This is a genomic window from Qipengyuania triglochinis, from assembly GCF_054655615.1.
The window spans coordinates 138,714-161,802 of record NZ_BAAHND010000002.1 but is presented as its reverse complement, the minus strand read 5'-3'; the positions used below and the strand labels follow the sequence as shown (position 1 = coordinate 161,802).

At 64.1% G+C, this 23,089-nt stretch carries 32 protein-coding genes; 23 read left to right on the top strand and 9 right to left on the bottom strand.

Annotated features, from left to right (window positions below; all coding sequences use genetic code 11):
- The first annotated feature begins 45 nt into the window (after window positions 1-45).
- Entirely contained in the window at window positions 46-579 is a 534-nt protein-coding gene (locus tag ACYQ0G_RS07005; RefSeq protein WP_460101085.1) for a hypothetical protein, read from the top strand.
- 1 nt (window position 580) lies between these two features.
- On the opposite strand, the gene ACYQ0G_RS07000 is transcribed toward ACYQ0G_RS07005, so the two are convergent.
- Window positions 581-2,107 (bottom strand): replicative DNA helicase, encoded by a 1,527-nt coding sequence (locus tag ACYQ0G_RS07000; RefSeq protein ID WP_460101083.1) that lies wholly within the window; start codon window positions 2,105-2,107, stop codon window positions 581-583.
- A gap of 134 nt (window positions 2,108-2,241) precedes the next feature.
- On the opposite strand from ACYQ0G_RS07000, the gene ACYQ0G_RS06995 reads away from it, so the two are divergent.
- The 5 genes from ACYQ0G_RS06995 to ACYQ0G_RS06975 all read left to right on the top strand — a co-directional run bounded on the left by ACYQ0G_RS06995 (window position 2,242) and on the right by ACYQ0G_RS06975 (window position 5,190).
- Window positions 2,242-2,745: a UPF0262 family protein gene (locus tag ACYQ0G_RS06995; RefSeq protein ID WP_460101080.1), complete on the top strand. Its 504-nt coding sequence runs from the start codon at window positions 2,242-2,244 to the stop codon at window positions 2,743-2,745.
- A 6-nt stretch (window positions 2,746-2,751) separates the two neighbouring features.
- Window positions 2,752-3,456 (top strand): glycoside hydrolase family 25 protein, encoded by a 705-nt coding sequence (locus ACYQ0G_RS06990; protein WP_460101079.1) that lies wholly within the window; start codon window positions 2,752-2,754, stop codon window positions 3,454-3,456.
- Window positions 3,457-3,465: 9 nt separating this feature from the next.
- Window positions 3,466-3,882 carry a cytidine deaminase gene (locus tag ACYQ0G_RS06985; protein ID WP_460101076.1) on the top strand — a complete coding sequence of 139 codons (417 nt, stop codon included), beginning with the start codon at window positions 3,466-3,468 and terminating at the stop codon, window positions 3,880-3,882.
- A 64-nt stretch (window positions 3,883-3,946) separates the two neighbouring features.
- Entirely contained in the window at window positions 3,947-4,120 is a 174-nt protein-coding gene (locus ACYQ0G_RS06980) for a hypothetical protein (RefSeq protein ID WP_460101074.1), read from the top strand.
- A gap of 65 nt (window positions 4,121-4,185) precedes the next feature.
- Window positions 4,186-5,190: a S66 peptidase family protein gene (locus ACYQ0G_RS06975; protein WP_460101073.1), complete on the top strand. Its 1,005-nt coding sequence runs from the start codon at window positions 4,186-4,188 to the stop codon at window positions 5,188-5,190.
- 6 nt (window positions 5,191-5,196) lie between these two features.
- Here ACYQ0G_RS06975 and ACYQ0G_RS06970 read toward each other — a convergent pair whose 3' ends face one another.
- Entirely contained in the window at window positions 5,197-6,336 is a 1,140-nt protein-coding gene (locus tag ACYQ0G_RS06970) for a M14 family metallopeptidase (RefSeq protein WP_460101070.1), read from the bottom strand.
- Window positions 6,333-6,938, bottom strand: a complete 606-nt coding sequence (locus ACYQ0G_RS06965) for a DUF4136 domain-containing protein (protein ID WP_460101067.1) — start codon at window positions 6,936-6,938, stop codon at window positions 6,333-6,335. Before ACYQ0G_RS06965 ends, ACYQ0G_RS06970 begins: the two co-directional genes overlap by 4 nt.
- Before the next feature lie 133 nt (window positions 6,939-7,071).
- On the opposite strand from ACYQ0G_RS06965, the gene galE reads away from it, so the two are divergent.
- The 3 genes from galE to ACYQ0G_RS06950 all read left to right on the top strand — a co-directional run bounded on the left by galE (window position 7,072) and on the right by ACYQ0G_RS06950 (window position 9,009).
- On the top strand, window positions 7,072-8,085 hold the full coding sequence (galE, locus tag ACYQ0G_RS06960) for a UDP-glucose 4-epimerase GalE (protein WP_460101066.1): 1,014 nt from the start codon (window positions 7,072-7,074) through the stop codon (window positions 8,083-8,085).
- A gap of 90 nt (window positions 8,086-8,175) precedes the next feature.
- Window positions 8,176-8,301 (top strand): type B 50S ribosomal protein L36, encoded by a 126-nt coding sequence (ykgO, locus tag ACYQ0G_RS06955; protein ID WP_006833921.1) that lies wholly within the window; start codon window positions 8,176-8,178, stop codon window positions 8,299-8,301.
- Window positions 8,302-8,394: 93 nt separating this feature from the next.
- Window positions 8,395-9,009 (top strand): HAD family hydrolase, encoded by a 615-nt coding sequence (locus ACYQ0G_RS06950; protein WP_460101065.1) that lies wholly within the window; start codon window positions 8,395-8,397, stop codon window positions 9,007-9,009.
- A 67-nt stretch (window positions 9,010-9,076) separates the two neighbouring features.
- On the opposite strand, the gene ACYQ0G_RS06945 is transcribed toward ACYQ0G_RS06950, so the two are convergent.
- Window positions 9,077-9,412, bottom strand: coding sequence for a CC_3452 family protein (locus ACYQ0G_RS06945; RefSeq protein WP_460101063.1), 336 nt, complete (start codon window positions 9,410-9,412; stop codon window positions 9,077-9,079).
- A 182-nt stretch (window positions 9,413-9,594) separates the two neighbouring features.
- Here ACYQ0G_RS06945 and ACYQ0G_RS06940 point away from each other — a divergent pair, with 182 nt between their 5' ends.
- The 3 genes from ACYQ0G_RS06940 to ACYQ0G_RS06930 all read left to right on the top strand — a co-directional run bounded on the left by ACYQ0G_RS06940 (window position 9,595) and on the right by ACYQ0G_RS06930 (window position 10,983).
- Window positions 9,595-10,149 (top strand): winged helix-turn-helix transcriptional regulator, encoded by a 555-nt coding sequence (locus tag ACYQ0G_RS06940; RefSeq protein WP_460101061.1) that lies wholly within the window; start codon window positions 9,595-9,597, stop codon window positions 10,147-10,149.
- Window positions 10,150-10,202: 53 nt separating this feature from the next.
- Complete coding sequence (locus ACYQ0G_RS06935) at window positions 10,203-10,490, top strand: hypothetical protein (RefSeq protein WP_460101059.1); 288 nt, start codon at window positions 10,203-10,205, stop codon at window positions 10,488-10,490.
- Window positions 10,491-10,632: 142 nt separating this feature from the next.
- Window positions 10,633-10,983 carry a hypothetical protein gene (locus tag ACYQ0G_RS06930; RefSeq protein ID WP_460101057.1) on the top strand — a complete coding sequence of 117 codons (351 nt, stop codon included), beginning with the start codon at window positions 10,633-10,635 and terminating at the stop codon, window positions 10,981-10,983.
- Between the two features lie 69 nt (window positions 10,984-11,052).
- On the opposite strand, the gene ACYQ0G_RS06925 is transcribed toward ACYQ0G_RS06930, so the two are convergent.
- Window positions 11,053-11,481: a MarR family winged helix-turn-helix transcriptional regulator gene (locus ACYQ0G_RS06925; protein WP_460101054.1), complete on the bottom strand. Its 429-nt coding sequence runs from the start codon at window positions 11,479-11,481 to the stop codon at window positions 11,053-11,055.
- Window positions 11,482-11,597: 116 nt separating this feature from the next.
- Here ACYQ0G_RS06925 and ACYQ0G_RS06920 point away from each other — a divergent pair, with 116 nt between their 5' ends.
- Window positions 11,598-12,050, top strand: a complete 453-nt coding sequence (locus ACYQ0G_RS06920; RefSeq protein ID WP_460101051.1) for a hypothetical protein — start codon at window positions 11,598-11,600, stop codon at window positions 12,048-12,050.
- A gap of 56 nt (window positions 12,051-12,106) precedes the next feature.
- On the opposite strand, the gene ACYQ0G_RS06915 is transcribed toward ACYQ0G_RS06920, so the two are convergent.
- Together ACYQ0G_RS06915 and ACYQ0G_RS06910 are read right to left on the bottom strand one after the other, a co-directional pair.
- Window positions 12,107-12,979 (bottom strand): alpha/beta hydrolase, encoded by an 873-nt coding sequence (locus tag ACYQ0G_RS06915; RefSeq protein WP_460101050.1) that lies wholly within the window; start codon window positions 12,977-12,979, stop codon window positions 12,107-12,109.
- Window positions 12,980-13,108: 129 nt separating this feature from the next.
- Window positions 13,109-14,617 carry a YifB family Mg chelatase-like AAA ATPase gene (locus tag ACYQ0G_RS06910; RefSeq protein WP_460101047.1) on the bottom strand — a complete coding sequence of 503 codons (1,509 nt, stop codon included), beginning with the start codon at window positions 14,615-14,617 and terminating at the stop codon, window positions 13,109-13,111.
- A gap of 215 nt (window positions 14,618-14,832) precedes the next feature.
- Here ACYQ0G_RS06910 and rpmH point away from each other — a divergent pair, with 215 nt between their 5' ends.
- From rpmH to yihA, 5 genes are all read left to right on the top strand, one after another.
- Window positions 14,833-14,967, top strand: coding sequence for a 50S ribosomal protein L34 (rpmH, locus tag ACYQ0G_RS06905; RefSeq protein WP_067468613.1), 135 nt, complete (start codon window positions 14,833-14,835; stop codon window positions 14,965-14,967).
- Window positions 14,968-15,058: 91 nt separating this feature from the next.
- A complete protein-coding gene (gene rnpA / locus ACYQ0G_RS06900; protein WP_460101044.1) occupies window positions 15,059-15,442 on the top strand; it encodes a ribonuclease P protein component in 384 nt (127 codons plus the stop codon).
- The gene (yidD, locus tag ACYQ0G_RS06895; protein ID WP_460101042.1) at window positions 15,439-15,648 is read left to right on the top strand and encodes a membrane protein insertion efficiency factor YidD; all 210 of its coding nucleotides are present in this window, start codon (window positions 15,439-15,441) and stop codon (window positions 15,646-15,648) included. The genes rnpA and yidD overlap by 4 nt, the downstream gene beginning before the upstream one ends.
- Window positions 15,649-15,729: 81 nt before the next feature.
- Window positions 15,730-17,484, top strand: a complete 1,755-nt coding sequence (yidC, locus tag ACYQ0G_RS06890) for a membrane protein insertase YidC (RefSeq protein WP_460101040.1) — start codon at window positions 15,730-15,732, stop codon at window positions 17,482-17,484.
- Window positions 17,484-18,152 carry a ribosome biogenesis GTP-binding protein YihA/YsxC gene (gene yihA, locus ACYQ0G_RS06885; RefSeq protein WP_460101038.1) on the top strand — a complete coding sequence of 223 codons (669 nt, stop codon included), beginning with the start codon at window positions 17,484-17,486 and terminating at the stop codon, window positions 18,150-18,152. Before yidC ends, yihA begins: the two co-directional genes overlap by 1 nt.
- 9 nt (window positions 18,153-18,161) lie before the next feature.
- On the opposite strand, the gene ACYQ0G_RS06880 is transcribed toward yihA, so the two are convergent.
- Both ACYQ0G_RS06880 and aroC read right to left on the bottom strand, forming a co-directional pair.
- Window positions 18,162-18,800, bottom strand: coding sequence for a hypothetical protein (locus ACYQ0G_RS06880; protein ID WP_460101036.1), 639 nt, complete (start codon window positions 18,798-18,800; stop codon window positions 18,162-18,164).
- A gap of 87 nt (window positions 18,801-18,887) precedes the next feature.
- Window positions 18,888-19,955: a chorismate synthase gene (gene aroC, locus ACYQ0G_RS06875; RefSeq protein ID WP_460102793.1), complete on the bottom strand. Its 1,068-nt coding sequence runs from the start codon at window positions 19,953-19,955 to the stop codon at window positions 18,888-18,890.
- 436 nt (window positions 19,956-20,391) lie between these two features.
- Here aroC and ruvA point away from each other — a divergent pair, with 436 nt between their 5' ends.
- The 5 genes from ruvA to ruvB are packed head-to-tail and all read left to right on the top strand — an operon-like array spanning window position 20,392 to window position 23,056.
- On the top strand, window positions 20,392-20,997 hold the full coding sequence (ruvA, locus tag ACYQ0G_RS06870) for a Holliday junction branch migration protein RuvA (RefSeq protein ID WP_460101034.1): 606 nt from the start codon (window positions 20,392-20,394) through the stop codon (window positions 20,995-20,997).
- A complete protein-coding gene (locus ACYQ0G_RS06865; RefSeq protein ID WP_460101031.1) occupies window positions 20,997-21,362 on the top strand; it encodes a hypothetical protein in 366 nt (121 codons plus the stop codon). The genes ruvA and ACYQ0G_RS06865 overlap by 1 nt, the downstream gene beginning before the upstream one ends.
- A 1-nt stretch (window position 21,363) precedes the next feature.
- Entirely contained in the window at window positions 21,364-21,900 is a 537-nt protein-coding gene (locus tag ACYQ0G_RS06860) for a DsrE family protein (RefSeq protein ID WP_460101030.1), read from the top strand.
- On the top strand, window positions 21,900-22,025 hold the full coding sequence (locus tag ACYQ0G_RS06855) for a hypothetical protein (RefSeq protein ID WP_460101028.1): 126 nt from the start codon (window positions 21,900-21,902) through the stop codon (window positions 22,023-22,025). Before ACYQ0G_RS06860 ends, ACYQ0G_RS06855 begins: the two co-directional genes overlap by 1 nt.
- The gene (gene ruvB / locus ACYQ0G_RS06850) at window positions 22,022-23,056 is read left to right on the top strand and encodes a Holliday junction branch migration DNA helicase RuvB (RefSeq protein WP_460101025.1); all 1,035 of its coding nucleotides are present in this window, start codon (window positions 22,022-22,024) and stop codon (window positions 23,054-23,056) included. The genes ACYQ0G_RS06855 and ruvB overlap by 4 nt, the downstream gene beginning before the upstream one ends.
- Window positions 23,057-23,089: the final 33 nt, after the last annotated feature.

The window sequence follows — 23,089 nt, the reverse complement described above, 5'->3', positions numbered from 1 at the left end:
AACATTCGCCCCATAAAAGGCGTAGGCTGCGAAAAGGAGATTTCGATGAGGACCGCCATTCTTGTTGCTGCAGTCCTGGGCGTGAGCGCCTGTGCAGAGCCGATCGAAGACCGCGATGCAGCGGATACCGAACCACTGGCGCCGGCCACAAATGTGCCGGCGATAACGCCAAGGGTGGCGCTGGTACCCGGAGTGATCGACGACAATCTGCGACGCGAACGCAATCTGATGGGTGAACTGGGCTGCGTCTTCCGCCGCGGTCAGGAAACCCTGTTCGCGGCCGTCGCCAATTCGGCAAATATCGAAAGCGCCGAAGGGCTTGTCGTCATCGACGGGCAACCCATCGAAGTCGAGATGGACGGTTCGGGCGGATACAACTCGCTCCAGTCCGCAGCCAGCTTCACCGGAGAAAATGGCATCGAAGTCGAGATTGCCGTGTCCGAACAAGCGGAAGTCCGCGAAACGCCCGCCCCGGCAACCGGGCCTGCACCGATGGAGGCGACCATGACGTTATCGCGCGATGGGCAACAGGTCTCCGTGGAAGGGCGCTACGAATGCGGACCGCAGGCGGACGCCTAACTTACTCGTAATCATCCTCATACCCGCCGCGCATTTCTGGCGAGGTGAATTTGGTAAATTCGCTCTGGAACAGCAGCGGGACATTGCCGGTCGAGCCATGACGCTGCTTGGCCACGATCAAGGTGGCGCGGTTTACCAGTTCGAGATGGCGCGCTTCCCAGTCGGCATATTTCATGCGGACTTCCTCGCTGCTGGTTTCGTCCGGCGTGTCGGGCTTCAGGGCGTTGTGATAATATTCGCCGCGGAAGATGAACCAGACCATGTCGGCGTCCTGCTCGATCGAGCCGGATTCGCGGAGGTCGGAAAGCTGCGGGCGCTTGTCTTCGCGCTGTTCCACCGCACGGCTGAGCTGGGAAAGCGCGATGACCGGGACATGCAGTTCCTTGGCCAGTGTCTTCAGGCCACGGCTGATTTCCGAGATTTCATTCACGCGGTTGTCGTTCGCGCGGCCCGAGCCCTGCAGCAGCTGAAGGTAGTCGACGATGACCAGCCCGATATCGTGGCGGCGCTTCAACCGGCGCGCGCGGGTGCGCAGGGCGCCGATGGTCAGGCCCGGCGTGTCGTCGATATACAGCGGCAGTTCGTTCAGTTCCTGGCTGGCAAATGACAGGCGCTGGAATTCTTCCTTGCTCAGCCGGCCAGAACGCAGCTTTTCCGACGAAATCTCCGCCGTCTCGGCCAGAATACGAGTGGCCAGCTGGTCGGCGCTCATTTCCAGACTGAAGAATGCAGTCGCCGCGCCGGGACTTTCGCTCGTTTCGATGCCGATTTTGTGATCGTCCATCAGGCGGCGGGCGGCGTTGAACGCGATGTTTGTGGCCAGCGAGGTCTTGCCCATGCCGGGACGCCCGGCGAGGATGATAAGGTCGGAATTGTGCAGGCCGCTGGTCTTGTCGTTGACCGTTTCGAGGCCGGTGGTCTTGCCTGAAAACTTGCCGCCCGAATTGATCGCGGCTTCGACCATCTTCAGGGCGCCCAGCGCCGCGGTGCGGAAATCCTGCGCCTCGCTGCCGGTCGTCGCCCCTTCAGCAACCTTGTAGAGATCGGCTTCGGCCTTGCTGATCTGGTCCATCGGCGCGACTTCGTCCGACGTGTCGAGCGCGCTTTCGACCAGATTGCGGCCCACGGTGACCAGTTCGCGCAGCAGCGCGAGATCGTAGATCTGTTCGGCCAGCTTTCCGGTGGCAAGCAGACCCTGCCCATCGGCGGTCAGCTGGGCGAGATAGGTCACGCCGCCCAGCTGCTTGAGCGCCTCGTCGCTTTCGAAATAGGGCTTGAGCGTTACCGGCGTAGCGACCGAATTGCGGTCGATCAGCTTGTGGACCCGCTCGTAGATGCGCTGATGCACGGGCTCATAGAAATGATGCGGCTGCAGCGGCGTATTGAGTTCCTGCACCACCTGATTGTCGATCAGCACCGCGCCCAGAAAAGCCGCCTCGGCCTCCACATTGCTTGGCAGGGTCTGGCCCTGTTTCTGGTTTTCTGCAGTCGAATCAGTCGCGGGGAAGAGAAGGTCAATGTCGGCCATGGCGTGGGTTATGAAGCAAATCGCGCGGCGATAGAACCGCCGCCGAAAGGCCCGATGCGGACAGCCCTGTGGATGGATCGCCCTAAGTTCGACCTTGCCCCGCTTGACCGCAGTTGCGAAAGCAGGCTGGCATCATGAGCGATTCATCCACCCCTGCCGGCGACCAGCGCATCGCGAAGATCGACCTCGACGAGGAAACGATCATCTGGCGCAATGCCGATATCGAGCAGGAACGGCGCATCGCCATCTTCGATCTGATCGAGGAAAACAGCTTCAAACCTGTGCGTGCGGCAGAGCGCGGCGCGACCGGGCCTTATCACCTGACACTGGCGGTGCGCGACGGGCGCTTGCTGATGACAATCGCCGATGCACAAGACCAGCTGGTGGAAGAACTCCTGCTCGGCCTCGCGCGGTTCCGCCGTCCGATCCGCGAATATTTCGCCATCTGCGACAGCTATTATCAGGCGATCCGCAAGGCGACCGCGGGCGAGATCGAGACGATCGACATGGCCCGGCGCGGCGTCCACAACCGCGCGGCCGAACTTCTTGTGGAGCGGCTGGAAGGCAAGATCGAGACCGATTTCGCCACGGCGCGCCGGCTGTTCACGCTCATCTGCGTCCTGCATATCAAGGGCTGACCGGAGATGGCTAAGCGAAAGAAAGGCCGGATCGGCCTCCTGTTCAAGCTGGCCCTCGTGCTCGCGCTGCTGGGCGCCGGAGCGTGGCTGTATTTTCAGCACGAACGCAGTGGCTGGCGACCCCCTGACGAAGAGTATTCCGACCAAGGTGCATTGGTCGGCGAGAGCGACGGGGCCGTGGATTTTGAGGTGTTGAAGGGGCTGGGCGCCAGCTTCGTGTACCTCGAAGCCAGTCGCGGGGCGCGCGGCAAGGATGCAAACTTCTCCCGTAATCTGGAAGCGGCGCGCGAAGCCGGGCTGCAGGTTGGCGCCGTGCATCTGTTCGACCCGTGCGAAACGGCTGACGGGCAATCCGCCAATTACGTCACCATCGTCCCGCGAGATGCGGACCTCCTGCCGCCCACGATCCGCCTGTCACGCCTGGCCGACGACTGCCCCGAACGGGTTTCCGATGCCGCCGTGCAGAGCGAATTGCTGACTCTGGTGAACCAGATCGAAGCGCATACCGAAGCGCCGGTCGTTCTCGCGCCGAGCGAGCAATTCGAGGATCGCTATCGTCCCGCACGCCGGTTGGAGCGATCGCTGTGGCTGGATGGAGATATGGAAGAGCCCGTCTATGCCGGGCGACCCTGGACCGTCTGGACCGCGAATTCCGCTTACGTCAGCCCGGCGGCCGAGAAGCCCTTGCGCTGGCTGGTCGTACGCCCATAGAGCCTGCTCATGACCGATGAAGATCTGATCGCCGTTGCCCGCGAGGCTGCCGAAAATTCGTACTCGCCTTATTCCGGCTTCGCCGTGGGCAGCGCGCTGCTCTTCGCCGATGGCAGCGTGGTCACCGGCACGAATATCGAAAATGCGAGCTACGGCCTTGCGCTGTGCGCCGAAACAGTGGCGATCTCGAAGGCCATGGCCGATGGCGTGCGCGGCGGGCTGGAAATGGTGGCGGTTACCGGCCCACTCGACAAGGGCGGCGGCGCACCGATCACGCCGTGCGGCCGCTGCCGACAGGTGCTCAACGAACTGGCGCAGCTTGGCGGAACCGATCCGCTCATCCTGTGCGTGGGCGCGGATGAAACGCGGCGCGTGCGCCTGAGCGAATTGCTGCCCCACGCCTTCGGCCCGGCGAGCCTCGACTAAGCCTTCCTTTACCATCCATGTTTAGGATGCTCCGGGTGCATTTGGGCACCTCGGAGAGCAGACCATGAAATTCGTCCACCTTGAATCGCGCGGCGGCAACTACATGGTCGTCGCCAGCAACGTTGCTTGGCTGCGGATCGGCGAGAACGGCCAGACACTGGTCGGCATCGTCGGCGGACAGCCACTGCTGGTTACCGGAACTCCCGAAGCGGTTGCGGCCAAGCTCATGGCGGACTGATCCCCGCAAGCGGCCTCGGTTTAGTGCGCTGGCCCTTCTGCTCGCGCCTCGCTAGAGATCGCTGGATGATCGACCGGCGAACCGCCCTAGGAACACTGGCAGGTGCGCCGCTCGCTCTTGCATTCCCTCTGTCTGCAGCTGCACGGGACCGGAAGCTGGCTCGACGGATCTCGCTTGGGGATACGGTGGGCCTCGTCGCCCCGGCCAGCGCGGTCTCGCCGGGCGCGATTGCGGCGAGCCAGCATACAATCCGCGGCATGGGTCTCGTCCCCAAATTGGGTGCCAATGTGTCGCGCACCGACGGCTATCTCGCCGGAACCGACGCGCAGCGCGCCGCCGATCTCAACGCCATGTTCGCAGATGAGGATATCGCCGCCATCTTCGCCGTTCGCGGTGGGTGGGGCGGGGCGCGCCTGCTGGAATTGCTCGACTGGGAGATGATCCGCCGCAATCCAAAGCTCGTCATCGGCTATAGCGACATCACCTCGCTTCATCTCGCGATTGCCGCGCGCGCCGGTTTCCCCACGATTCACGCGCCCAATGCGAGCAATTCCTGGCCGAAAGCCAGCTGGGAAAGCCTGTGGCGCCTTGCCTTTACCGGTGAAACGCCGGTGCTGGATATGAGTGGGCGCGGGCCATCGGCGCGCACCATCACCCCGGGGCGGGCGAGGGGCAAATTGCTGGGCGGCAATCTGACCGTGCTGTCCACGCTGATGGGAACCCCGTGGGTGCCCGATTTCGATGGCGCGATCCTGTTTCTGGAGGATGTGAACGAGGCGGAATACCGCATCGACCGGATGCTCCAGCAGCTGGACCTCGCAGGCGTGCTGAAGAAATTGTCCGGTGTCATTTTCGGAAGCTGCCGCAGCTGCGCGTCCGATGATCCGGACTATGCCGGGCTGACGCTGGACACCGTGCTCGACCAGCATCTGAAACCGCTGGGCATCCCCGCATTCACGGGCGCCAATATCGGGCACCACCGGGGGCAGTTGAGCCTGCCCCACGGCGGTGAAGTGGAAATGGATAGCGAAGCGCGCACGATCAGGCTGCTCAGCCCCATCGTGCGCTAAGGCGCGTCAAACGCCTTCGTTGTCTAGGAATTCGACGAGCGAGGCGAGGCAGTCGCGCGCCAGCATCTTGCACCGTTCGGGGCTCCATCCCTGTTCGGGCTCGGGATCGGCCTTATTGTCCTTGTAAGGCATTTCCAGTGTCATCGAAGTTGCGCCGAAACGTTCGGCCACCTGATTGGTGCTCATCGACAGATTGGCCTTGCCCGGGGCAGACTTCACGTAACCCAGTTCGGTCTGGAAGTCGGTCGTCCGCCGGTCGAGGATGCGTTCGTAGCTGTAATACCGCTCACCCTGCTCGTCGGTCCAGGAAGGGATGCCTTCGAAACCGGCGAGGAAGCTGACTGGAATGGCTTCGTCGCCATGCACGTCCATCGCGAAGTCGACGCCGGTCTTGTCCATGTGGTTGCGGATGGCGAGCACTTCGGGGCTGCGCTCTGCGCTGGGATTTTCCCATTCGCGGTTGAGGTTGGCACCGGCTGCATTGACGCGCAGATTGCCGCGCTTAGATCCGTCGGGATTGCAGTTCGGGACGATGTGCAGGCGGCACTTCTTGCGCAGGCGGCGGCCGACGCTGTCTGCGGGGTCGGTCAGCACTTCGAGCGCGCCTTCCATCCACCATTCGGCCTGCGTTTCACCGGGATGCTGGCGGGCATAGAGCCACACGTTGAAGGAACCTTCGCCCATTTCGAGGCAGTCGATCGGCTGGCCATCGAGCGTGGTGCCAAGATGGACGTGGTCCACGCCTTCCGAAGCGGCTGCCTCGGCGACGAGATCGAAATGCCGCTCCATCGAATAGGGCGCGAAATAAGCGAAATAGGCAATGTCGCTGGCCGGGGTATAGCGGATGGTCAGCGTGCCGCCTTCTTCATCCTTGTCATAGGATGATGCGGCGCGGCCCCAGTAATCGCGATCTTCCGATACGCAGGCGTCGTAATCGGGCCAGCCATCGGGATAGGCGCTGTCGGAAAGCTGGGTGATCTTAAGCACCAGTTCGCGCCCCTTCGCGCCGGCGGCGCGGAAGTGGAACCACTGCTTGAATTCGCTGTTCGTGTCCTGCGGAATGGCCAGCCGCGCTGTTGCGCCGTCCACGGAAAGGACGTCGATATTGCCACTGTCAAATGCGGAATCGATCCGGATATCGCTCACTCGGAAACCTCTACTTTAATTGTCTCGCCATTATTGCCGGGAAATTCGCTGAACAGCGCGGCGGCGAGTGTCTGTGCGTTGGCCTCGCTTTGCGCAAGGGGCGAATTGTCCGCCACGCGGAATTCGGCCCGGCCCTCCCACAAGGCCTCGCCGCTTGCCGCATCGCGAATGGTTACTGCGAGTTCGGTGCCGACCTTGTCGCGCGCACCGCCACCCAGATTTATGCCGAGGCCGAGCCCAACGCCCGAGCCATAGGATCCGGTGCGGCCGCCTACGCCGACACTGACCGGCGAGCGCCTGCCTTCGGCGCTCATCACGTAGCGATCGACCGAGACCGAGGCCACCTGGCGCGCCGAGGCGCGGGCGGCTTCGGAATAGCCGAGCGAGGAAAGCTCACGCGCGATGGCGGACTTATAGGGCATCAGCGCAAGGCTGTCGGCATCCTGTCCGGGGGCGCTTTCAACGAAGATCGTGCCCTGACCAAGGGCCGCCGCGCGTTCGGGGGCCACGAAGCGGGTCACCTCGACCGGGCCGGGCGCGGTCGCGCAGGCGGACAGCGTAAGCGCGGCGAAACCGGTAAACAGGAGGGCTGTGTTCTTCATGGTACGACCTTTCAGGCGGGCGGAGACGGTGGATACAGGGGCACAACGCCCCAGCAGCGCCTATGCTCCAGCCTGCATGCGGGGAGGCCCTTAGTCGATTGCCCTTACCAAATCGTATGCTAGGCCCACGCCCATGAATAAAGCGAACAAAGTGCCGGTGCTGGTTACCGGAGGCGCCGGATATATAGGCAGTCATGCAGTGCTGGCGCTGAAGGACGCCGGCTGGCCGGTGGCAGTGATCGACAATCTTTCGACCGGCTTCGAATTCGCCGTGCCGGAGGGAGTGCCGCTCTATCGCGGCGATATTGCAGATGGCGCATTGCTGGCGCGCATTTTCGCCGAGCAGGGCACGAAGGCGATCATGCATTTCGCAGGCTCTATCGTGGTGCCCGAATCGGTCGAACAGCCGCTCCGCTATTACGAGAACAATACGGTGAAGAGCCGCGCGCTGATCGAGGCGGCGGTTACAGGCGGGGTGGATCACTTCATCTTCTCGTCCACGGCCGCGACCTATGGCGTGCCGGAAACTTCGCCGGTGACCGAAGATTCGCCCAAGAGCCCGATCAATCCCTACGGCTGGTCGAAGCTGATGACCGAACAGATGCTGGCCGATGCGGCTGCAGCGCATGGCTTCAACTTCTGCGCCTTGCGCTATTTCAACGTCGCGGGTGCGGACCCGCAGGCGCGCAGCGGGCAGTCGACTGCCGGGGCGACCCATCTCATCAAGGTCGCCTGCGAGGCAGCGACCGGCAAGCGCGAGAGCGTGGCCGTCTTCGGCACTGATTACGATACGCCAGACGGAACGGGCGTGCGCGACTATATCCATGTCAGCGATCTGGCGAATGCGCATGTACTGGCGCTGGCGGCGCTGATCGAGCAGCCGGAGCGTTCGCTCACCATGAATTGCGGTTATGGCAAGGGCTTCTCGGTGCTCGAAGTGCTCGATGCCGTGGACCGCGTGACCAATGCGACTATCGAGCGGCGGATGCAGCCGCGCCGCGCGGGCGATCCGGCGGAACTGGTTTCGGACCCGAGCCGGATTCGCGCCACCCTGCCGTGGCAGCCGCAGCATGATGATCTGGGCAAGATCATCGAACATGCGCTGCAGTGGGAACGCAGGCTGTCCGAAATTCGGGGAAGTGCTTGACCAGAATCACCCTTGTGGTTATCGGGCGCGCTTGAATTCGGCGCACCGGACCCTACTTCCGGTGCGTATTTATTTGATCAGAGAGAACCGATGAAGATCCGCAACAGCCTCAAGTCGCTCAAGAGCCGCCACCGCGATTGCCGCGTGATCCGTCGTCGCGGCCGCACCTATGTAATCAACAAGACCAACCGTCGCTTCAAGGCCCGCCAGGGCTAAGCTTCGGCTGCGCGGGCCTGCCCCGCGATTGTCTAACGATCGGCCCGGCTCCTTATGGGAGTGCGGGCCGAACGCATTTGGGAGGGATAGTGGATGAAGCGCGAGCCGGTCGATGCCGTTGTCTTCGATGTGGGGCGGGTGCTCTATCACTGGGACATGCGCCATCTTTACGAGAAGATGACGGATGATCCGGCCCGGCTGGAGAAGATTCTGGGCGAAGTCGTGACCGAGGAATGGCATTTCCTCCACGATGCGGGCCGCCCGCTGTCCGACATGGTGCTCGAACGGATCGCGCTGTTTCCCGACTATACGGCGGAAATCCGCGCCTATGCGACGCGCTTCAACGAAACCATCCCGGGCCCGGTCGAGGGCAGCCATGGGCTGGTGGAACGGCTGCATGCGCGCAGCGTCCCGCTGTTCGCGATCACCAACTTCGCCGCCGAGTTCTGGGCCGGGTTCCGTCCACGGCACAGCATCTTCGACCGTTTTCAGGAAATAGTCGTGTCGGGCGTCGAACGGATCGCCAAGCCCGATCCGGCGATCTTTTCGCTATCCGCCGAACGCTTCGGCCACGCGCCGGAGCGCATGCTGTTCATCGACGACAATGCGGCCAATGTGGAATCGGCGGCAAATTGCGGATGGCAGGTGCATCACTTCACCCGCGCCGACGAGCTGGAAGCCGACCTCGTCGAGCGCAGCCTGATATAAAAAGGGCCCCGGTCCGCAAACCGGGGCCCGATGCCTCTCACGATGGAGAGGGAGGCGGGACGGCGTATCAGCGGTTGCAGCGCGTCAGCTTGTCGGCATCCAGTTCCTCGCCTTCGGTGGTGAAGGTCACGATCTGGCCGACGCCGCGCTTGAGTTCACGGCACATCCGCGCCGGGCGCGAAGTACCCTTGGCGGCCACGCAGGTCGTTCCCTTGCACTTCCACGCTACACCGCCGGCGATGACGCTGTCCTTCGCCGCAGGTTCTGCCAGTTCTACCCGGTAATAGGCGCCGCTTTCCTGCGCGATCGCCGGAGCGCTGACGGCACCAAACAAACCTGCTGCACCAAGCGCGATGGCGGTGAGGGCACCCGGGCGGAATGAACGGGCGAGGGAGAGGGTCATAGAGAATAGCCTTTCGATCTGATGGGTATGCGTCGCAAAAGTGCGCACGAGAATAAGGTTGCTAATTGAAACTCTAATTTGCGCGCCCTATTCAAATCAGTTGTGATTCGCAACCCACTTTCCAAAGCATTTGGCAGAACGCCGTTTTCGGGTAGATAGGTTTCTCGAGAAGGACTTATTTTATGGGCACTATCCGCGAACCCTTGCGCGAACTGACCGAATGCGGCCTGCCGCAGGCGCTTGAGGTCATGGGCGAACGCTGGAGCTTCATGATCCTGCGCGCCAGTTTCAACGGTCTCCATCATTTCGAGGAATTCCTCACCGAACTCGGCATTGCCCGCAACATCCTCTCGAACCGGCTCTCAAAGCTGGTCGAACACGGCATCCTCAAGCGCGATCCGTGTCCCGACGATCGCCGCAAGATCGAATACCGGCTGACCGAAAAGGGGCTGGACCTGCTGCCTGCCATGATCGCGCTGCGGCAGTGGGGGCAGAAATACGGCGCCGAAGTGGTCGAGAACCCGGTGCTGGTCGACGAACGGGACCGCCTGCCGATCGGGCCGACTTCCATCCTCAGCCATGACGGCCGCATCCTCGGACCGCAGGATTTGCATCTTGTCGAACGGTCCAATCTCGGCGTGCGCGCCGATGGTACGACTAGCGAGCCCGGTGACGGACTGGGGCGCGGTGCTGTCGTCGATCTCGAGGCGCTCCGCAAGGCGCGCGACGCCGCCTGAGCGAGGCACCCGCGACCACTCCCGACGGCCGCTACATTGTCGTTCGCGGGCGATTGTGGCGCGCCAGCAATCCCGCGCTGCCCAAAGAACAGCGCAAATCACTCGTCAAACGACTCATGGATGCGCGGCGCGGTGTCGCGGCGGCGAAACGCGCGAACGATCCCGCTGCGGAGAAGGATGCACGCGCCAAAGTGCATGAAGCCAAGGTGCAATTGGGCGAAAGAGGCCCCGTCTGGTGGTCCGACGGCGCGCCGGATTACAACCGCCATCTCATAAAGAATACGCCTTACCGAGCCGCTGCGACAGCAACGGGCGCGGCTAAGGGCGATTCCCGGAGTTAAGCGCGATGGTTAACGCATCTTTGCAAAAGTGACGTCAAATCGCGCTCTGACGGTGTGACGTCATCGTTAAAAACATCGAAACACCTTGCTGCCATACCCTTTCAAGAATCGGGGCGCATGCCTGCTTGAGCCGGATAAAAACGTGATCGAAATCGAAGTTCAGAACGAAACGCACCAGACGCAATTCCGTATCAAGTCGTTGAGTGTGCCGCGCATTGGTGAGGGATTGCGCCTAAAGGAGCCTGACGGCACCTGGGCGAGCTACGACGTCCTCGACGTGTGGTACCAGCAGGCCGACTTCGGAGAGATCTGGGTGCCCTATCTCCATGTGAAGACTACGCCGGCCGACGGCGGAGTGGCGATGGCGCCAGCACCGACGACGCAGGAAATGCCCAACCAGGCGATGCCCATCGCCGATTTCCTGGCGAAGTTCGAAGGCGACCATGAACATGAAACGGTGAAGCTCAACCTCGACATGGGCGAGGAAGACTGAGGCCACACCGAATTATCCGCTGACGCCCCGGCCCGTCCAGTTTGTGACAGGGCTGGGGCGTCAACAGCATTAGTCCATTGCCGAAGTTTCCAGTTCCGTTCGTAATGCGGTCAGCACACGGTGCGTGGACTGAAGGTCCTCGACAGTAAGGTCCTGCGCCAATGCTTCTACGCGCGGCCCATAAAGACCGATAGCGGCATCGTATGTTTCCTGCCCCTTGGGTGTCAGGACAACCAGCTGAGCCCGCTTGTGATGCGGGTTTGGCTCGAACGAAACCAGTCCGTCCTTCTCCAGGTCGTTGACGATCCGCTGCACATTCTGGCGGTTCGCGCCCAGATCGCGGGCCAGCCATGCCACTGGTTGCGCCCGATCGGCCTGTACGATCGCCCCCAGAATCTGCCACCGCGCACTGGTCAGGCCGAGCGGCGCAACGATCCGGTCGCCCCAGGCGAGCGTCGCATTGTTGGCCCGAAACATCGCCAGGATAACGTCAGTCAACACTTCTGCTTTCGATCGCCGACTTGTACCAGCCATATGACACCTTACGTTTATCGTGACATCATCATGTCAATTATGCTTCATGGCGACACTACCGCAATCAAGGACGTGTGGACATGAAAAAGCTGGTTCATCCCGTAGCGGGCGCAATCGCGCTGCTGACGATCGCAAGCTTCTGGTTTTCGACGCTGATCAGCGAACTGTCCGGTTCAATGGAGGCGGTCGTGGCCGTCAAAACCGCAATTCCCTGGGGCTTCCTGCTGCTGATTCCCGCACTTGCTGCTGCGGGCGGAACCGGGATTTCGCTGGTCGGAAGACGGGCGAAAGGTCTGGCCGCAACCAAGCTGAAGCGTATGCCCGTAATCGCAGCCAACGGCTTGCTCATTCTGGTCCCCTCCGCCTTGTTCCTTGCATGGAAGGCGTCTGCCGGGGAGTTCGACGCTGCATTTTATGGGGTGCAGGCGATCGAACTCGTAGCGGGCGCGGCAAATCTGGTGCTTCTTGGCCTCAACATGCGCGACGGGTTGAGAATGACCGGCAGGCTGAGGGGTCGTCCTCGTCGCGTGTGACATTCAGGGCGGCGTGCGGCACAGAAGGCCCACCTCCCGACAGAGCCTTGCCCTGGTCAGCGGCGGATTGTTATCCCGCTGCCCGTTTGCGCGCTGGCAAGCTTTGTCGCTGCGGCTGCATCGTCCAGCAGTTCCGCGCGCAGGAAGGTGACGAGAAGGTCCAAGGCCTCATCGTAATGGGCTTCTTCGCCATAGACGAAATTATGCGACGCACCGTCGACGACGAGAAGCGTGCGCTCGCCCGCCGGCTGCCGCTCGAAATAGGTCGCGTGGCTTTGCGGGTCGAGGGCGAACGGCTCGACCGTATCCGCCGTGCCCGTAATCATCAGCGTGGGAACCGCCACCGTCTCCAGCCGGCCTTCCGGCTCGGTCAGTCCCGGGATGATGCCGGGCGAAGAAAAGCTCGCCACGGCCTCGATCTGCGGAACGCGCGCATCGAACATTTGCAGGGCGCCGCCGCCGATCAGCCCGATGAGCGAGCCGTAACTGTGCCCCACCGCGCCATAGGGCAAATCGGGAAAGGCCTGGGCGGAATAGGCGCTCACCGCCTGCAGGTCGCCGATCCGGGTCATCAGGGCGGTGCGCAAATCTTCCCGCCGATCTTCGGGAATCAGGAGCGAGTCGCCGTGAAGCGGTGCAAGGACCACGAAGCCTGCATCCCGCAAACGGTCTATCAGCAATTCGAGGCGGGCGGGCGAACCGCCGGCCCCGTGCGACAGGAAAATTGCCCCCAGTGGCGCGCTCACCGGGCGGTAGATCGACAGGTCGATCGTGCGACCATCGGCCGGCAACATCACATGCTCCGGCGCAGCCAGCGCAGCCTTCTGCTGGCCGACGATGGGAGCCGAGGCGGCATCCATCGCCGCACAGCCACTCAGAAGGGCGACGCCAACAAGGCAATTTAGCAATATACCGGTAGCTTTACGCATGTTGTCCCCATCAGGTAGATCGTGAAAGATATAGATCACAGAAGGTCAGAACTGAGAAGACAATTGCGCGGGTGGGCGCAATTGTCGTCAGGCATAATGCCGCTAGAAGATGCCCAGCAATGCCGCGCCTCAAGCCCGCGGCGGTTGCCTGCGGTAGCTCAGCGCTTCGGCCACGTGGATGCGGCCCACGGTCTCCGCCCCTGCCAGATCGGCGATCGTGCGCGCTACTCTCAGCATTCGGGTGTAGCCGCGCGCCGACAACCGCATGGCGGCGGCTGCCTGCATCAGCAGTTCGCGGCCCTTCTCGTCCGGTCCGGCAAACTCTTCCAGCGCATCGCCCTGCAATTCGGCATTGGTGCGCGCGCCGCTTGCCTCGGCGCGCGCGGACTGGATTGCGCGGGCGGCGGTGACGCGTTCCAGGACTTCGGCGCTGCCTTCCGCAGGCGGGGGCAGGGCGAGATCGGCGGCGCTCACTGCATCGACATCAACATGCAGGTCGATCCGGTCGAGCAGCGGACCCGACACCTTGCTCTGGTAATCGGCGGCGCATTTGGGGGCGCGGCTGCAGGCGAGCGCGGGATCGCCCAGATGGCCGCAGCGGCACGGGTTCATCGCGGCGACAAGCTGGACATTGGCGGGGAAGGTCACATGCGCATTGGCGCGCGCGACATCGACCGTGTTCGTCTCCAACGGCTGGCGCAGCGAATCGAGCACGGCGCGCTGGAATTCGGGCAGCTCGTCGAGGAACAGCACACCCAGATGCGCCAGGCTGACCTCGCCCGGCTTCACTTTCAGCCCGCCGCCGGTCAGCGCTGCCATGCTGGCCGAATGATGCGGAGCGCGGAAGGGGCGGGCGCGGCTGATCCGGCCATCTTCCAGCAGGCCCGCGACCGATTGCACCATGCTCACCTCCAGCGCCTCGGGCGGAGAAAGCGGGGGCAGGATGCCGGGAAGGCAGCTGGCGAGCAGCGATTTGCCCGCGCCGGGAGGGCCGATCATCAACAGGTTGTGCCCGCCTGCCGCGGCGATTTCGAGCGCGCGCTTGGCGGTTTCCTGGCCTTTTACCTGCTTGAGGTCGGGCGCTTTGCCAACCTCTTCCACCAAGCCCTGTTCGGGTTCGGGAAGCTGGGCCGTGCCCTTCAAGTGGTTCAGCAGGCTCGCCAGATCGGGCGCGGCGAGCACGGGCACGTCGCTGGCCCATCGCGCTTCAGACCCTTGCGCGGCGGGGCAGATTAGGCCCTTCTCGACCTCGCTGGCGTGAATGGCGGCGAGCAGGACGCCGGGCGACGGCTGCACCCGTGCATCCAGCGCCAGTTCACCCACCACGATCCAGTCCGCCAGTTGCTCCGCATCGGTGATGCCCATCGCGGCGAGCACCGCCAGCGCGATGGGTAGATCGTAATGCGATCCTTCCTTCGGCAGGTCGGCGGGCGAGAGGTTGATGGTGATTCGTTTTGGCGGCAGCGCCAGCCCCATGGACGACAGCGCGGCGCGCACGCGCTCCTTGCTTTCGCCCACCGCCTTGTCGGCCAGGCCGACGATGTTGAAATTGGGCACGCCGGGGGCGAGCGAGCATTGCACCTCGACAGCGCGCGCTTCCAGCCCCAGATAGGCCACCGTCCGGACCAGTGCGACCACGTGTATGATACCCCCTTGTATGATGCGTGTCTGGCAAGGCAGGTGTGGCTTGTCGAGCCTATCCGCGTCCGAAGCGGCGTAAAGCGCCAAGAGACTTGACCTTCGCCCCTGCTTTCCTTAAGCGCGCCTCCACGAGAGCGGTCGCCCTTGCGGCGGCCCTTTTTCTGTCGGAGCGATTCGCCCGGCGTTTATTTGATTTAACGAAGGATCATCCGATGAAGCGGACTTTCCAGCCCTCGAACCTCGTGCGCGCCCGTCGCCACGGTTTCTTCGCCCGCAAGGCTACTCCGGGCGGCCGCAAGGTTCTCCGTGCCCGCCGTTCGCGCGGCCGCAAGAACCTCTGCGCCTAAGTGACTGACCGGCCGCGCCGCGTGCGTGGCCTGCCAGTCTGAGCGAACCTGCGGGCTCCCTTCGGGGGGCCCGTTCGCGTATCTGCCATCCATGCACCCGAGTCTTTCCGTCATCCGCAAGCGCAGCGATTTCCTCGCTGCCAATCGCGGCCTGCGGAACGCCAAGCCCGGTTTCGTGCTGCTGACCCGCCCGAACGACGGGCAGGGCAGGCGCTACGGCATCACCGTGACCAAGAAGATCGGCAATGCCGTGGTGCGCAACCGGATGAAGCGGCGGTTCCGCGAATTGCTGTGGGCGGCGCTGCCGGATGGTGGTCTGCCCGATCACGATCACGTGCTGATCGGGCGCGAAGGCGGGGTGGAGCGCGATTTCGCCCGGCTGGCCGAGGAACTGGAGGCCGCACTGGTGCGCGCTGCCGAGGGCAAGGGCGACCGCGGGCGGGGCCCCCGCCACAAGCGGTCGCGGCGCGCATGAAGTATCCGCTGATCTGGATTGCGCGGGCCTGGCAACTGGGGCCGAGCCGGATTTTGCCCTCCACTTGCCGGTTTTCGCCATCGTGCAGCCAGTATGCGATCGAGGCGCTGCAGAAATACGGGGCAATCAGGGGTGGATGGCTGGCCTTCAAGCGGCTATTGCGCTGCCAACCCTGGGGGGGCTGCGGCCACGATCCGGTGCCCTGAGTAGACAATACCGGGGTCGCTGTCTTGACGTAGCAATACACCCTGCCCATCTGACGAATACAACTGCCAACGGGATCGACCTTGGAAAATTCACGCAATTTCGTGCTTGTGCTCACTCTCTCGCTGGCCGTGCTGATCGGCTGGCAATGGGCGATGGATCACTTCTACCCCCAGCCGGACGAGGTTCCGGTGACGGCGGAAAAGGTCGACACTCCGGCAGAGCATGCGGCGGTCACGCACAGCCGCACCGGCGGGCTGACCGATCCGGCCGCCATCGCGCAGGAAGAGGCCGATCTGGAAACCGCGCTCGCCACGCCTGAACGCGTGCGGATCGATTCGGACCGCGTAGCCGGTTCGATCGCGCTCAAGGGCGCCATGGTCGACGATATCGTGCTCAAGGATTACGACGCCAGCACCGACGATGAAAGCGGCCCGGTCCGCCTGTTCTCGCCGCGCGGCACCCCGGCACAGCAATATTCGCAGTTCGGTTTCCTGGTGAACGGCCAGAAGGTGTCCGACGACGCGCTATGGACTGCCGATGGCGGTGTCCTGACGCAGGACAATCCGGTCACGCTGACGCATCAGAGCGGTGACGGCATCGAACTGCAGCTCGTCTATTCGATCGACGACAATTACATGATCACGGTCGATCAGCGCGTGGCCAACCGCAGCGGCGCGCCCGCGGTGGTCCAGCCCTATGGCCTGGTGGGCCGCACCAGCGATACCGCCAGCCAGAGCATGTGGATCGCCCATTCGGGCCCGATCGGCACGTTCAGCGACAGCGCCAATTATGACTATGATTACGACGATGTCGAGGAAGCGGGCCGTATCAGCCCCGAAGGCACGACCGACTGGGTCGGCTTTACCGATATCTACTGGCTCGCCGCCATGGTGCCCGACGCCGGTGCCGCGCCCGAGGCCACCTTCCGTTCGCTGGGCGGGAATGTCTACCGCGCCGACATGATCTACGATCCGGTCACCGTGCCCGCCGGCCGCGCCTACACCACCACCTCGCGCCTGTTCGCCGGGGCCAAGGAAAGCGGCGTGCTCGATGCCTATCAGGACGCCGGGATCCCGCAGTTCGGCCTGGCGATCAGCTGGGGCTGGTTCCGCTGGTTCGAAAAGCCCTTCCTGTGGCTGCTCACCCACATCTTCGACATCGTCGGCAATTTCGGCGTGGCGATCATGATCCTCACCCTGCTGGTGCGCGGGTTGATGTTCCCCGTCGCGCAGAGGGGCTTTGCCTCGATGGCGTCGATGAAGGCCATCCAGCCCAAGATGAAGGCGCTGCAGGAACGCCACAAGGATGACCGCGTCAAACAGCAGCAGGAAATGCAGAAGCTGTTCAAGCAGGAAGGGGTGAACCCGCTGTCGGGCTGTCTGCCGATGCTGCTGCAGATCCCGATCTTCTTCGCGCTCTACAAGGTGCTCGTCCTCGCGATCGAGATGCGCCACCGCGAATTCCTCTGGATCAAGGATCTCTCCGCGCCCGATCCGGCGACCATCCTCAACGCCTTCGGCCTGCTGCCGTTCACGCCGCCGAGCTTCCTGGCGATCGGCATCCTGGCGCTGCTGCTCGGCTTCACCATGTGGCTGACCTTCAGGCTCAACCCGCAGACCGATCCGGTGCAGGCGCAGGTGTTCAACATCATGCCCTGGATCCTGATGTTCGTGATGGCACCGTTCGCCGCCGGGCTGCTGCTCTACTGGGTAACCTCCAACGTGCTGACGCTGGCCCAGCAGAAATATCTCTACTCCAAGCACCCGCAGCTGCGCGCTGCGGCGGAGCAAGAGAAGGCCGAGAAGGCCGCTGCTGCCGCCAAGGCGAAAGGCTGATGACCGAAGAAGCAACCGCCGCACAGGAAAAGGCCGAACAGGCCGCGCTGGAACGGCGGGCGAACAAGCTGTTCTCGGGCCGGGTGGACTTCCTCCTCTCGGCGCCGCAGCTCAAGTTCCTGCCCGAACCGACCGTGCCCGAAATCGCCTTTGCGGGCCGCTCGAACGTCGGCAAGAGCTCGCTGCTCAACGCGCTGACCGGGCGCAAGGCGATCGCGCGCGCATCGGTCACGCCGGGGCGCACGCAGGAACTCAACTTCTTCGAAGTGGGTGCGCCCACGCTGTTCCGCCTCGTCGACATGCCGGGCTATGGCTTTGCCAAGGCCCCGCTCAAAGTGGTCGAGAAATGGAAAAGCCTGGTGAAGACCTATCTGCGCGGACGGCAGGTGCTGGTCCGCAATCTGGTGCTGGTCGATAGCCGCCACGGGCTGAAGGATGTCGATCGCGACATGATGAAGATGCTCGACGAAGCCGCCGTTGGCTACCGGATCGTGTTGACCAAGGCCGACAAGATCAAGGCGAGCGAGCTGGCCAAAACCGTCGAGGCGGTCGAAGCCGAAGCGAAGAAGCACGTCGCCGCCTATCCCGAGATCCACGTGACCTCGGCCGAAAAGGGCAGGGGCATTCCCGAACTGCGCGCCGCCGTGCTGCGCGATGCAGGCGTCTGACCTTCCCGCCTAGCGGATACGGAAATCCAGCAATTCGAAGCGCGCCGGGCCGGTGGCATAGACGCCGTGGCCGCGCCCGCCTTTCGAGCCGAAGACCAGCCCGACATTATCGGCATTGGCCAGCGCCGCGGCGAATTCACGCGGATATTGCGATGCATTCCCGCCGACCACTGCGCCCCAGCGGGGATCGTCCAGCCTCACGGTCATTTCATGCACGCCCGGCGCGATGTTCTGAATGCTGTCCGCAGGCGCATACCAGCGATACATCGCATAGCGGCCCTTGGCGGTCCAATTGTCGCCCGCGCGCTGGAAATAGAGCGAAACGGTGGCGGGCCGGTCGGGAAATTCCTGCGGCACGAAGCGGGTGCCGCGCCGCGCATCGACACGGTAGCGCACCTTGATCTCGCGCGCGCCGTCCAGCGATCCGGGATCGAAGCTCACATAATGGACATGGCCATCGCGCTTGCTGTTCGACGGAAAATCGAAGCTCCACCCCCGCTCGGTCGGCTGCGGGCGCAGCGGCATGTTCACCGAATAGCTCTTGCCGCGAATGATCGGCCCGATTTCCCATTGATGGGCAGGCGGTCCGGCACCGATAGCGGTGGCTGCGGCGGCAAGGCTGATGGCGAGGGCGGGGAGTATTTTCATGGGGTACACTCTACCAGCACAGGCTTTGCGCTGGCTGAACGTGCCGGTTGGCAAACCGTAAGCTAGCCCGTGGCGCACAGCCGCCCATCACCCACACTGCGCGCGGTGCAGCAGCTTGTGATCCGCCAGCACCAGCGCCATCATCGCTTCCACCACCGGCGTGCCGCGGATGCCCACGCATGGATCGTGGCGGCCCTTGGTCCGCACCTCGGTGGCGGCGCCCTGCCGGTCGATGCTGGGTACCGGCGTCAGGATCGAACTGGTCGGCTTGAAGGCCACGCGGCAGACCACCGGCTGGCCGGTCGAAATGCCGCCCGCGATCCCGCCTGCATGATTGGCGGCGAATTGCGGCCCGTTTTCGCCCGGCGTCATGGCGTCGGCATTCTGTTCGCCGGTCAGCCGCGCGGCATCGAAACCGTCGCCGATCTCCACGCCCTTGACCGCATTGATGCTCATCATGCCTGCCGCCAGATCGCTGTCCAGCTTGGCATAGATCGGCGCGCCCCATCCGGCGGGAACGCCCGTGGCCACGCATTCGACCACTGCGCCCAGCGATGATCCGGCCTTGCGGGCATCGTCCACCAGCGCTTCCCAGCGTTTGGCGGCCTGTGCATCGGGGCACCAGAACGGGTTGTTGGCGATCTGTTCGGCATCGAAATTGGCCGGGTCGATCCGGTCACCCCCGATTTCGGCGACATAGGCCAGGATGCTCACCCCGCCGATCACCTTGCGCGCCACTGCGCCCGCCGCCACGCGCATCGCGGTTTCGCGCGCGCTCGACCGCCCGCCGCCGCGATAATCGCGCAGGCCGTATTTGGCGTCATAGGCATAATCGGCATGGCCGGGGCGATAGCTGTTGGCGATCTCCGAATAATCCTTCGATCGCTGGTCGGTATTCTCGATCAGCAGGCTGATCGGCGTGCCGGTGGTCACACCTTCGAACACGCCCGACAGGATGCGCACCGCATCGGGTTCCTGCCGCTGGGTGGTGAACTTGTTCTGCCCCGGCTTGCGCGCGTCGAGGAAGGGCTGGATGTCCCCTTCCGCCAGCGCGATCCCCGGCGGGCACCCGTCAACCACCGCGCCGATGGCGGGGCCGTGGCTTTCGCCCCAGGTTGTAAAGCGCAGCGTGCGTCCGAATGTGTTCCAGCTCATGGCCCTGTCATATCGCGCAGGATCGGCCTGTCGAGCAAGCATGCCTTTCCTACAGCCCTGCTCAATTGGTATTGGTGCGCGGTGGCGGCACAGGAACAGGGGCGGGCGCTGTGACATTTCGGGGCAAAAAGGGTGACAGGATGTGCGGTGCGATGGTGACAGCTTGCCTATCGCAAGGTGACGGATCGGCGGGGCAGGGTGACAGTCTGGCGCGCGAAGGTGACAGGGTGCTGCAAAAGGAGACGCATCGCCGCGCAAGGGTGACAGTTTCACGCCCCAGAGTGACGGATCGCGGCTTTTTGCCCTGGACCGTGCTCCATCTGCTCCATCCTGGCGCGCGAATCGCGGGAGAAACGGCGCAGGAGGGTGGACCCGCAGCGCGGACTACGGCAGGAACAAAACGCGCCCACGCAGCGATGGCGCAGAGAGAAACACCATGATTGCGAAGCTCAAAGGCCTGCTAGACGAAACCGGCGTGGACTGGGCGGTAATCGATGTGTCGGGCGTAGGCTATCTCGTCCATTGCTCGGCCCGCACGCTCAGCCAGCTGGGCGAAAAGGGCGAAGCCTGCACCGTCTATACCGATCTGCAGGTTTCTGAGAACGACATGCGTCTGCTCGGCTTTGCCGACGGGGCGGAACGCGACTGGTTCCGCCTGCTCACGCAGGTGCAGGGCGTGGGCAGCAAGGTCGCGCTGGCGATCCTCTCAGCGCTCTCGATCGGGGAAGTGCAGCAGGCCTGCTCCAACGGCGATGCCGCCACTATTGCGCGGGCGCAGGGCGTGGGGCCGAAACTGGCCAGCCGCATCGTCAACGAACTCAAGGACAAGGCCGGCGCGCTGCCCGGCGGCGGCGCGGCAGGCGGCGTGGGCGTGGCGATGCCCGCAGGCGGGGCGAGCGCGGATGCGGTAAGCGCGCTCGAAAACCTCGGCTTCAAACCCGCCGTGGCCGCCCGCGCGGTCGCGGCGGCACAAGGCGAACTGGGCGAAGGCGCGGCCGAGGGCGACCTCATCCGCGTCGCGTTGAAGAGGGCGGCGGGATAATGGCGGCCAGATGGCGCCTGATCCTCCTGGCCGTTTACGCCGTGGTCACGGCGGCGGCGATGATCGCAATGGGTCAGCCCGAAACGCTGAAGTGGTACCTGCTCGCCATCCCGTTCTTCCTGTGGGCAATGGCCCCGGTGGCATGGCTTTGCCTGCGCCGGAAGCGCCCGCTGGCCTCGGGGATCGGGGCGGCGATCTGTGTTGCCGCTGGTGTAGCGATCTTCGGCTCTACCGCGTGGCTGCCGCCAGCCGATGCGCAGGCAGGCCTCGTCTTCGTCTTCCTGCCGGCCTATCAGTTCGCCTTTGCGCTGCTGTGGGTTGCGGCACTCGCCATCATCGCCCGTCTAACATCGAAGGAGAGCTGAAATGCGGCTCGTGACCATCCTGCCCCTGCTTCTCCTCGCTACGCCCGCCACGGCGCAGGATGTGGACTGGCAGCTTGGCCCGGTATTCGACAGCTTCGGCCCGCATGTCGCGGTGGAGGGCGTGGACGCCTTCGCCCCGGACACGCAATTCAGCGTCGCCTTCGATGTCGCAAAAGCCGCCGAAGAGGGCGCGCGCAACCGCGGCATGGAAAGCGCAGCGCGGTTCATCAACATGCATGTCGCCAATGGCGTGGCGCCAGACAACATCCGCGCGGCGGTGGTGGTGCACGGGCCCGCGGTGTTCGACCTCCTTTCGGCAGAAGGCTGGGCCGCGCATGACCGCGAGGATGCCAACGGCAGCGCGGCCATGGTGCGCGAAATGCTCGATCACGGCGTGCGCTTCATCGTCTGCGGCCAGAGCGCGGCGGCGCAAGGCATCACCGCCGACCAGCTGATCGAGGGCGCCGAGATGAACCTCTCCGCCATGACCGCCCACGCGCAGCTGCAGCGGGCGGGCTATACGGTGAACCCGTTCTGATGGCCGCGCCCGTAAACATCGTCATCCTGAACTCGCTGCGGCGCGCTGTTGATCCGCATAGTCCGGTGATTGCCGCGCAATGGATGCTGAAACACGCTCAGGATGACGATAGGGGGGCGATGTGACCGAACCCGTTCCCCTCCATTCGCCCGACCGCCAGCCGGAAGACCCGGATGCGGCGCTGCGGCCCAAGAGCCTGGCGGAGTTCGTCGGCCAAAAGGCCGCGCGCGAGAACCTGCGCGTCTTCGTCGAGGCTGCCAAGGGCCGGGGCGAGGCGATGGACCACGTGCTGTTCTTCGGCCCTCCCGGCCTCGGCAAGACCACGCTGGCGCAGATCGTGTCGCGCGAGCTGGGCGTGGGGTTCCGCGCCACTAGCGGGCCGGTGATCGCCAAGGCGGGCGATCTGGCCGCGCTGCTCACCAATCTCGAGCCCAATGACGTGCTCTTCATCGACGAGATCCACCGCCTCAATCCGGTGGTGGAAGAAGTGCTCTATCCCGCGATGGAGGACCGCGCGCTCGACATCATCATCGGCGAAGGACCCTCGGCGCGCAGCGTGCGGATAGACCTGCCGCCCTTCACGCTGGTCGGCGCGACCACGCGGCAGGGATTGCTGACCACGCCCTTGCGCGACCGGTTCGGCATTCCGGTTCGGCTCAACTTCTACACCGAGGACGAATTGCTCAGGGTCGTCACCCGCGGGGCGGGGCTGCTGGGCATGGGGATCGACGAAGGCGGCGCGCGCGAGATCGCCCGCCGGTCGCGCGGGACCCCTCGTGTGGCAGGCCGCCTGATGCGCCGGGTGCGCGATTTCGCCAGCGTGCTGGGCGAACCGGTGGTGAACACCAAGGTCGCGGACGAGGCGCTGACCCGGCTCGAGGTGGACAGCCTCGGCCTCGATGCGATGGACCGCCGCTACCTCACCATGATCGCGACCACCTACAAGGGCGGGCCGGTCGGCGTGGAGACGCTGGCCGCCGGGCTATCCGAGCCGCGCGACACGGTGGAAGAAGTGATCGAACCCTACCTCATCCAGCTCGGCCTGATCGCCCGAACCGCCCGCGGCCGCATGCTCAACGATGGTGGGTGGGAGCATCTGGGCATTGCGCCCCCGGGCCTGCCCGAGAGGCCGCAGGGCGACATGTTCGACAAGTAAGGCGCCAACGAAAAAGGGCGGCTCCTCGCGGAA

Coding starts and splice junctions, on each gene's coding strand:
- ACYQ0G_RS06965 (WP_460101067.1), bottom strand. CDS start 6,938: ATGAAGAACACAGCCCTCCTGTTTACCGGTTTCGCCGCGCTTACGCTG.
- ACYQ0G_RS06855 (WP_460101028.1), top strand. CDS start 21,900: ATGGCCGCGCCCGTAAACATCGTCATCCTGAACTCGCTGCGGCGCGCT.
- ACYQ0G_RS06920 (WP_460101051.1), top strand. CDS start 11,598: ATGAAAAAGCTGGTTCATCCCGTAGCGGGCGCAATCGCGCTGCTGACG.
- aroC (WP_460102793.1), bottom strand. CDS start 19,955: ATGAGCTGGAACACATTCGGACGCACGCTGCGCTTTACAACCTGGGGC.
- yidD (WP_460101042.1), top strand. CDS start 15,439: ATGAAGTATCCGCTGATCTGGATTGCGCGGGCCTGGCAACTGGGGCCG.
- ACYQ0G_RS06990 (WP_460101079.1), top strand. CDS start 2,752: ATGGCTAAGCGAAAGAAAGGCCGGATCGGCCTCCTGTTCAAGCTGGCC.
- ACYQ0G_RS06995 (WP_460101080.1), top strand. CDS start 2,242: ATGAGCGATTCATCCACCCCTGCCGGCGACCAGCGCATCGCGAAGATC.
- ACYQ0G_RS06950 (WP_460101065.1), top strand. CDS start 8,395: ATGAAGCGCGAGCCGGTCGATGCCGTTGTCTTCGATGTGGGGCGGGTG.
- ACYQ0G_RS06975 (WP_460101073.1), top strand. CDS start 4,186: ATGATCGACCGGCGAACCGCCCTAGGAACACTGGCAGGTGCGCCGCTC.
- galE (WP_460101066.1), top strand. CDS start 7,072: ATGAATAAAGCGAACAAAGTGCCGGTGCTGGTTACCGGAGGCGCCGGA.
- ACYQ0G_RS06880 (WP_460101036.1), bottom strand. CDS start 18,800: ATGAAAATACTCCCCGCCCTCGCCATCAGCCTTGCCGCCGCAGCCACC.
- yihA (WP_460101038.1), top strand. CDS start 17,484: ATGACCGAAGAAGCAACCGCCGCACAGGAAAAGGCCGAACAGGCCGCG.
- ykgO (WP_006833921.1), top strand. CDS start 8,176: ATGAAGATCCGCAACAGCCTCAAGTCGCTCAAGAGCCGCCACCGCGAT.
- rnpA (WP_460101044.1), top strand. CDS start 15,059: ATGCACCCGAGTCTTTCCGTCATCCGCAAGCGCAGCGATTTCCTCGCT.
- ACYQ0G_RS06985 (WP_460101076.1), top strand. CDS start 3,466: ATGACCGATGAAGATCTGATCGCCGTTGCCCGCGAGGCTGCCGAAAAT.
- ACYQ0G_RS06915 (WP_460101050.1), bottom strand. CDS start 12,979: ATGCGTAAAGCTACCGGTATATTGCTAAATTGCCTTGTTGGCGTCGCC.
- ACYQ0G_RS06865 (WP_460101031.1), top strand. CDS start 20,997: ATGGCGGCCAGATGGCGCCTGATCCTCCTGGCCGTTTACGCCGTGGTC.
- ACYQ0G_RS06945 (WP_460101063.1), bottom strand. CDS start 9,412: ATGACCCTCTCCCTCGCCCGTTCATTCCGCCCGGGTGCCCTCACCGCC.
- ACYQ0G_RS07000 (WP_460101083.1), bottom strand. CDS start 2,107: ATGGCCGACATTGACCTTCTCTTCCCCGCGACTGATTCGACTGCAGAA.
- ACYQ0G_RS06860 (WP_460101030.1), top strand. CDS start 21,364: ATGCGGCTCGTGACCATCCTGCCCCTGCTTCTCCTCGCTACGCCCGCC.
- rpmH (WP_067468613.1), top strand. CDS start 14,833: ATGAAGCGGACTTTCCAGCCCTCGAACCTCGTGCGCGCCCGTCGCCAC.
- ACYQ0G_RS06940 (WP_460101061.1), top strand. CDS start 9,595: ATGGGCACTATCCGCGAACCCTTGCGCGAACTGACCGAATGCGGCCTG.
- ACYQ0G_RS07005 (WP_460101085.1), top strand. CDS start 46: ATGAGGACCGCCATTCTTGTTGCTGCAGTCCTGGGCGTGAGCGCCTGT.
- ruvA (WP_460101034.1), top strand. CDS start 20,392: ATGATTGCGAAGCTCAAAGGCCTGCTAGACGAAACCGGCGTGGACTGG.
- ACYQ0G_RS06980 (WP_460101074.1), top strand. CDS start 3,947: ATGAAATTCGTCCACCTTGAATCGCGCGGCGGCAACTACATGGTCGTC.